This window comes from Fibrobacter sp. UWCM (assembly GCF_900129735.1).
Lineage (GTDB): Bacteria > Fibrobacterota > Fibrobacteria > Fibrobacterales > Fibrobacteraceae > Fibrobacter.
In genome coordinates, this window is sequence record NZ_FQWR01000043.1 from 1 (window position 1) to 8,351 (window position 8,351).

6 protein-coding genes and 1 pseudogene are annotated in these 8,351 nt (G+C 49.1%); 5 read left to right on the plus strand and 2 right to left on the minus strand.

The window, feature by feature from the left end:
- Window positions 1–168 precede the first annotated feature (168 nt).
- The gene (locus BUB22_RS15590) at window positions 169–786 is read right to left on the minus strand and encodes a hypothetical protein (protein ID WP_175547316.1); all 618 of its coding nucleotides are present in this window, start codon (window positions 784–786) and stop codon (window positions 169–171) included.
- 12 nt (window positions 787–798) lie between these two features.
- On the minus strand, window positions 799–1,647 hold the full coding sequence (locus BUB22_RS15595; protein WP_073116576.1) for a DNA-processing protein DprA: 849 nt from the start codon (window positions 1,645–1,647) through the stop codon (window positions 799–801).
- A 350-nt stretch (window positions 1,648–1,997) separates the two neighbouring features.
- Here BUB22_RS15595 and carB point away from each other — a divergent pair.
- From carB to BUB22_RS15615, 5 genes and pseudogenes are all read left to right on the plus strand, one after another.
- Window positions 1,998–3,884: pseudogene (gene carB / locus BUB22_RS15600) on the plus strand (carbamoyl-phosphate synthase large subunit); the annotation flags it as partial.
- A gap of 96 nt (window positions 3,885–3,980) precedes the next feature.
- The gene (locus BUB22_RS17200; RefSeq protein WP_256374641.1) at window positions 3,981–4,106 is read left to right on the plus strand and encodes a hypothetical protein; all 126 of its coding nucleotides are present in this window, start codon (window positions 3,981–3,983) and stop codon (window positions 4,104–4,106) included.
- Between the two features lie 3 nt (window positions 4,107–4,109).
- Entirely contained in the window at window positions 4,110–5,195 is a 1,086-nt protein-coding gene (locus tag BUB22_RS15605; protein WP_073116578.1) for a hypothetical protein, read from the plus strand.
- A 65-nt stretch (window positions 5,196–5,260) separates the two neighbouring features.
- On the plus strand, window positions 5,261–5,881 hold the full coding sequence (locus tag BUB22_RS15610) for a hypothetical protein (RefSeq protein ID WP_073116580.1): 621 nt from the start codon (window positions 5,261–5,263) through the stop codon (window positions 5,879–5,881).
- Between the two features lie 135 nt (window positions 5,882–6,016).
- On the plus strand, window positions 6,017–7,924 hold the full coding sequence (locus BUB22_RS15615) for a glycoside hydrolase family 44 protein (RefSeq protein ID WP_073116581.1): 1,908 nt from the start codon (window positions 6,017–6,019) through the stop codon (window positions 7,922–7,924).
- Window positions 7,925–8,351 lie beyond the last annotated feature (427 nt).

An 8,351-nucleotide genomic window follows, 5' to 3' on the forward strand; every position in this document is an offset into this window, starting at 1 on the left:
TTGTGTTTGATTTGTGGTTATTTCAAATCTAAAAATTGGAACATCCTATTTTTTTACCCCCTTAGCGGAATTTGCGAAAGAAAATATACGTTACCAAAAAATAAGTTTATTGTCCAATAAATGGTTAAATCCTTGCACTTTCAGTGCAGTAATGAAACCAGCCTTTCTTTACCCGTTCTTATTGTTTTCTCGAAGGTATTTATAGTAGTCTAGGGGACCTTCGGGTTTGTAAAAAAATAACCCAATAACACGGATGTCTGGTTTTATTTCCAAAATTTTATTCTTTATAGCTTTAAAATGAGTTCCTGTTGTAAGTACATCATCTAGCACATACACTAAATCCGGTATTTCTATTTTTTCAGTTGTTGACATCACAAGATTGTTCTGTATTGCGATTAGATCTTTAGTTTGTTCTGACTTGTGAGTGCTTTCGACGCTCTCCTTTACATCAAAAATATCTAGACAAGTTACGTTTGTCACATTTTTGATTATCTGCACTAATCGATTGTCATATTCTGGGGTTCCTTTTTTCTTTGACGGGGGCATCGGAATAATAAAAGGGTTTTCCGCTTGAAATCGGAATTCTTTTAAGAATCCACTACATTTAGCAATTGCTTCTGTTTTATAGCGCCACTCATATTTTTCTTTTTTATCGGTAGATTTTTTTAAATTGTGTAAATCGCTGAAATAATCGTCCCGTTCTTCAGGGCAATATATTTCGTATCTCCAAATCTCATCTGTATCTTCTAAACCGACTGAAGTCCCGCTTAATTTTTCCCACGCCATATGCATAACCCCCTAGTCCTTAAGAATTTTTATATCAGTTATAGCCCTTACCCTTACTGCACCTTTTTCTAGATACTTTGTTGGCCAAGTAATTTCATGATTTTCAAAACATGAATTGAGGATGAACAATTTTTTTTCCAAGTCAAAACAGGCTTTCGCTTGGGAATGTGTTCCGCTTGTTTCCGACGCTTCTACAATTATAGTTGCATCTGAGATTGCAGCCATAACAACATTACGTTCTGGGAAATACAATTTTTTTGTCACAAAAGATTGCTTGTCGTATTTGTAAAGGGGAACTTGGCTGATGAGCAGATGATTGGTTGCAATTTCATCTTGGAGTTCTTTATTCTCTTTTGGATAATAATGGTCAATAGGGGTTCCAATAACTCCTATAACTTTTTTCCCAAGGCTGATTGCTGTAGTTAAGGCCGCGGTATCTACACCTTTTGCTAAACCTGAAACAATGGTGGTATTTGAATGAAGTTCTTTAATAAGTTTTTCGGTTCTAATTTTTCCTTTAGGACTCACGTGCCTTGATCCGACTACTGATACACATACATTTTTTAAGAGATCGAGGTTTCCTTTGTAATAGAACATTCCTAAGGGGTATTTGACATTAAGTAAACCTTTAGGAAAACGTTCATCGTTTTTGAAGAGAACGGAGAATGCTTTAGCTCGTTCTTTCAATGCATTATCAATTTCATATAATTCGGCATCATCAAAAAACATTTCCTCTTTTAGTTTTTCAGAAGCTAGAAGTGAACCGTTGTTGAGGGTTAGAGACATTTTTTTTAATGTGGAATTCTCTTTGCTCCATAAAAATTCATAAGCCAAAAGTTCTTTGTATTCTTTTGTGTTCATATAAAAAATCCGTTACAAATGTGACTTATGGTTTCTAAAAACAAATATATCTTTTTTCGTACAAAAATCGTAAGAAAAAAAAGAAAAAGACTATGGCGCAGATATTGCAAAAAAAACTTCATCGTTTGTCTTCTGATGAATTCCATTATATCATAACTATTCGAGTTAAGGTGGTTGAAAATGCGTTAGGGATAGTGGCCCCTTGGGGCGAAGACTCGCGAAGCGAGGCTTGGTTGCAAGAGCTACGCGGGCGTGCCGCAGGTGCGCACGGGTTGCCTTGCAATATAGCCCGACCCACGCTAGTGGGGAACGCCCAAAAGAAACATCTGGACTTCAACAAGAAAATTTGGGAAGAAATCTTCGCCGCCACCTACGAAAAGGCCTACTTCGTGCAGCAGATGCGCGAACTCGTGGAAGTCGAAGAAGAAATGCTCAAGACTCCGGGCCGTCTGCCTGCCGATGAACTCCTCATCAAGGCCAAGAAGGACGGCTTCAGCGACAAGTATATTGCCAAGATTCTCGGCATCCGCGAAAAGGACGTGCGCAAGAAGCGTACCGAACTCGGCGTGGTCGAAGGCTGGTGCGCAGTGCCGGTGAGCGGCGTGAAGGACCAGTACTACTACTACAGCACCTACAACTGCAAGGACGAATCTACCGCTTCCACCAACCCGAAGAAGATCATGATTCTCGGCGGTGGCCCGAACAGAATCGGCCAGGGCATCGAATTCGACTACTGCTGCTGCCACGCTGCCATGGCTCTCCGCGAAATGGGTTACGAAACCATCATGGTGAACTGCAACCCCGAAACGGTTTCTACCGACTACGATACTAGCGACAAGCTGTACTTTGAACCGGTCTGCCTCGAAGACGTTCTCCAGATTTACCACAAGGAAAAGCCGGCCGGCGTGATCGTGCAGTTCGGTGGCCAGACCCCGCTGAACATCGCCCGCGCCCTCTCCGACGAAGGTGTGAAGATTCTCGGTACCAGCATCGACTCCATCGACATCGCCGAAGACCGCGACCTGTTCCGCAAGATGATGGACCAGCTCGGCATCCCGATGCCGGAAAGCGGCATGGCCACGAACATCGACGAAGCCCTCGCTTGCGTCAAGCAGATCGGTGGCTACCCGGTGATGATCCGCCCGAGCTTCGTGCTTGGCGGCCGCGGCATGGAAGTCATCTACGACGAAAACATGCTCCGCGAATACGTGGCGAAGGCTGTCGGCGTGACCCCGGACCGTCCGCTCCTCATCGACCGCTTCCTCCACAACGCTCTCGAATGCGAAGCCGACGCGCTCTCCGACGGTGAACACGTCTACATCCCGTCCGTGATGGAACACGTGGAACTTGCCGGTGTCCACTCCGGTGACTCCGCCTGCATTATCCCGCCGGTGACCATCACCAAGGAAAACCTCGCGACCATCAAGGATTACACCAGGAAGATTGCTGAAGCCCTCCACGTGTGCGGCCTCATGAACATGCAGTACGCTATCGAAGACGGCAAGGTGTTCGTGCTCGAAGCGAACCCGCGTGCAAGCCGCACGGTGCCTCTGGTCTCCAAGGTTTGTAACACCCAGATGGCCCGCCTCGCTACCCGCCTCATGCTCGGCGCGAAGCTCGAAGACCTCAAACTCAAGGAAAAGAAGTTCAACCACCATGGTGCCAAGGAAGCTGTGTTCCCGTTCGACAAGTTCCCGAAGGTGGACCCGGTTCTCGGCCCCGAAATGCGCTCCACCGGCGAAGTCCTCGGCCTCTCCGACGACTACGCCCTGGCCTACTACAAGAGCCAGGAAGCCGCAGGTTCCTTCCTCCCGAACGAAGGTGCCGTGCTGATTAGCCTCTCCGACAAGGTTAATTTGTCTGAACAGGCCATCGAAATCGGCAAGGAATTCCAGAAGCTCGGCTTCAAGATTTACGCTACCGAAGGTACCGCCAAGTTCTACGAAGCCGCCGGTGTCAAGTGCGAAGTGGTGAACAAGATTGCTGAAGGCCGCCCGAACGTCCTCGATATCATCCTGAACAAGCAGGTGAACCTCATCATCAACACGCCGTGGGCAAAGCGCGACGCCATCAAGGACGAAAGCGCTATCCGCAAGGCCGCCATCAAGTACAAGGTTCCGTACATCACGACCCTCGCCGGTGCCTACAACACCGTCAAGGGCATCGCCGCCGCCCGCAACGGCCACGGTGCTGTGAAGAGCCTGCAGGAATACCACGCATCGATTGAGGAAATCTAATTAGGCGTGTCATCCTGGAGCGTCCGTAAGGACGCGATAGGATCCAAAAACATTCAAAGGACTGCAGCGATGCAGTCCTTTTTGTATTTTTATTCTATGCCGTTGATTGCCCGCACTATTATTTTGTTCGTTTTCATTGCTGTGTGCGCAGGGGCTTCGGGTGTGCAGGTCATCGAAGGGGATGCCGACGGTGAATGGGACCTTTCGGCGAAAAAACTCTAGGCTATGGCTGCGGTCTATCTGGCGGAATTAGGGCACGTTCCTAGTTTAGAAAGTAAAACCTTTGCGGTCTCCTTTTCTGCATCCGGTCCGGCGAAACGTACCATACAGATGAAAAAGATCTTGCCGGGCGGCGGTATTGAAGATGATTCTGTCGTGATTGCGGGGATGGACGACGCCGACGATGCCGTGAAAAAAATGCTTGTGAAAAATTTCCGGAAGGCTCCCAGGGACTACAAGGGCGACAAACCGTCCGAGGTTTTCTTTATGGATCCCGTGTTCGTGGATGTGGATGACAGTACGGCAAGGCTTGCTGCCAGAAATACGGAAACGGCCCTCGGGGAACTCGGGTACCAACTTGTCGAACACCGTCGCGGGACCAAGCTCCAGATGGTCCTGCTAAAGTTGAAAGAAGCCTATTGGCTGGGGATGATGCGCATAGAGGGTGACGAGGTCGTTCGGGGAGTGCATAAAAAGTTCATGCCAGGTGACGATCTGGAAATCATCGCCTATTCGCTAGTGAATAAGGTTATGGACTCGGATACGGAACTTAGCGTCCCCACTAACGAGGTGGTTGACTCACGTATGACACACACAGAAGCGTGTCGTGCAACTGAAAAAGCTGATTCCTTCTCCGGTTTGTTCTTAGGTTTCTTCTCGGACATGCTGTGCAATTTTTCTGATTATGTCGGGCTAGAAGGGTCCGCAGGTGGCAGGGATCTTTATGGATACTGGTATCCGGACGTGCGCTTCGATGTCATATGGGGTTTCTCGGACAATCACGCCTGGCTTCTGGGCCTGGAAGGGACTATGGGTACAACCCAATCCAGGTGGGCGTTTGAATCCGTTCACAGGTTCTCGCAGACGAAGGGTCTGTTCGTTGATTTTGTCTGGGGCTGGGGCTTTGACGGGGACTATAGCGGCTGGTACATGGGCGGTGATGTTGGGCTCAATCTGTTTGCGCTTAGTTCCAAGACTCATTGGCTGTCCCTGATGTTGCGCTACGACTGGACCTATGGCGAAGACTGGGGCGAAGGGCGCAGAGTCTCGATCAACCTAGTCTATAATCACCGCACCTATTTTAGTGATTGAGGGCTGAAATGAAATCCCTGAAAACAAAAATCCGAAAAATACTTCCGCTAGCCATTGCTGCTCCCATGATTGTTTTTGCAATCGAGGCCAGAATTGGTCCGCGTTCCGCTTTTGAGGATGCGGATATAAGGAGGCTTGATTTCCAGACGGTAACGAATTTGCATAGCGCGTATGTCCGCGACTACGTAGATTCGCAGATAGTCTACCTCAATAGCCAACTTGATTCCTGTACGGTGGCGCGTGAAGATTGCCAGTTTGCGACTGCCGGATATGGTAATGAATTTGGCTCGTATAAACCGTATATCTATTTCAAGTGTGATATAGACAAACGTGAAAAGATACTGTTCTCTCAGTTCCGCTATTATCCCGATTCTGAAAAGGTATCCTTGAGTATCTTCCGTGAATCGGTGTTCCAGGCGCACGGATTCTCCTTTGCGGAAAGGGCCGGCTATTCGCTCCTGGTGTTCGTTGTCCTGTGCCTGCTTTCGCATAGAAAACTTAATGAGTGGCTGAGGAAGGGACGTGGTAAAAGAATCGTCGAATGGTTGGGGAGCGGGCATGGTACAAACGATGCACTAGAACGCGAGATTGAAGAGACCGAGGCTTTCGACAGGATGCTTGCCGAGGGCAAGGCTAAACGCGAAAAGAATCGCAAGCAGAATGGAAAGGCAAAGTATATTCCGTAGTAGCCGCTTTTTTCAAAGAAAAACGTGACTGTTGTCATGCTTGTCCACAGGCAAGCATTTTTCTTGAACTTTACCATTTTTCGAGTATATATTTACGGGAAAGCCGCGGTCAAAACGCGGCTAGAGGTGTTGTTTATGGGTAATTCAAAGTTTTTCGCGGGTGCTGCACTCGGTTCGCTGCTCGCTGTCTCTCCCGCACTCGCCATCAATGTTACCGTCGATGCAGATGCGGGCATCAAGAAGATTTCGCCATACATTTACGGGCGAAACATCGACAAAATCAGCGATACGGACGCCGCAAGCGACGCGGACGAAGAAGCTTTTATCGCCCAGATGCTCGACGCGGGCATACACATGATGCGCGCGAACAACGGCAACAACTCCACGCGCTACAACTGGAGCCACAAAATGACGGTTCACCCGGACTGGTTCAACAACGTTTATGCGCACGACTGGGACATCACCGCGAAAAAGGTGCTCGACAAGATGCCGGGAGTCGACGCGATGTACGGCTTCCAGCTCACGGGCTACGCGGCAAGCAGCACCGAATACAATTTCCCCGACTGGAACTGGAAACAAGAACACGGCTCGTATCCGTCACAGACATTCGACCTTGCGGGTGGCGGCGAAGTATCGGAAGACGGCCAGACGCTCATCAAGGCTGGCGACGCCTCACTCTACAACATGGAATGGCCCGCCGATTCCACCGTGGGAATCATCCCGCACTGGAAGGATGAACTCAAGTACGACATGAGCCGTTTTAAATACTGGAGCATGGACAACGAAATTGAAATCTGGCGCGGAACCCACAACGATTTGGACTTGCCCGTAACCGGAGATTTCCTCGTTGAACGCTATATCGACGTGGCCAAGAAGGCGCGCGCCGCCTGGGGCGATATCAAGCTCACCGGCCCCGTAGTCGCCAACGAATGGCAATGGTGTCACATCAATGCCTACAACGACGAAAGCAGGCCCAAGATCGACGGCCAGGAATACTGTTGGCTCGAATTTTTCACCAAGAAAATCGCCGAAGCGCAAAAAGCGAGCGGCACACGACTTCTCGACGTATTCGACATCCACTGGTACCCCACCGAAAAGGACTACGAAAGCCGTGTCAACTGGCACCGCGTGCTGTTCGATACCACCTACTACTACAAGGGCGGTAACGGTGTGCGCTGCGCGACAGGCAAGTGTGACTGGAGCGACAAGGAGAAGGGCTACAGGTCCTACATCTTCGTGCGCATCAACAATTGGCTCGAAAAGTACTTCGGCAAGGATCACGGCATTACGCTCGGCATTACCGAAACAAGCATTATTGACAACGACCCCATGGTAACGGCCCTCACTTACGCGTCGTTCCTCGGAACCATGCAAGATAACGGCGTGGAGATTTTTACCCCGTGGACCTGGGGCGACGGCATGTACGAAACGGTCCACCTGTTCAGCCGCTACGGCCACCCGAATCGCGTGCAGTCCACCTCCAGCAACGACTCGCTGGTGTCGGCCTACAGTTCCATCAGCAACAAGGGTGACTCGCTTACGGTTATCTTCGTGAACCGCGCAGAGAAGGACGCCCAAGACATCAACCTTGATCTAGCGAACTTCGCCGCCACCGATGGAGCGGTCAAGACGCTCACATTGCAGAACCTCAAGGGCGAAACGTTCGTTTCTCATACAGAAAATGCGCTACAGGCAGGAACCGCCAGCGCAACTGGCAACAAGGTTTCGCTCAAGCTCCCTGCAAAGTCTATCACCGCAGTTCTGCTCACTACCGCCACGCCGAAACAGGGCGTGATTTCTGCGGGCAAGGCTCTCGCTGGCAACATGCTTTTCCGCGAAAACGGCGGCTGGGCTATAAACAACGGCTTGGGCAATGTGCACAGCGTAAGCGTGTTCAACAGCCGCGGCCAGAGTGTAATGCAAATGGAACGCCCTGCACGCGGCAATATACGGCTCGCCAGCGAAACTCTAGGCAAGGGCGTCTTCTTTGTGCGCGTCAAGACTGCGGGCGGTGTGCAGATGCGAAAAATCGATGTGAAGTAGAATCTTTTTCTCACCAATGTCCAAATGAGAAAGGTGCCCGCGGATGAATTTCCGTGGGCATTTCTTTTTGCAATTGAAGCGATTGCTGACGCTCTCCTTGAGTTTTGAACAACATAATAAAATGTTGTTGCGAACTTGTGTGTATTATTTTGTATGTAATAAAATGAGCGCACGAACTGGCAATGCAGATTTCTGGTTGCTAGGCACTGTGTGACGGCTTCCGGGAACAGGAATCTCATGCTAGAATTATACGGGAATGGTAGAAAAAACTTACACTTCGTGAATAATATGTTGATAATCTGGCCAAAAGGTGGTTTTTACCGGTTTTTTCGAGAAAAATGAAAAAAAGTGAAATTTTTTCGAGAAAAACCCTTGCCAAACTTCCAGAAAATTCTATAATTGGCCTCACCTTCGGAAACGATGGTAC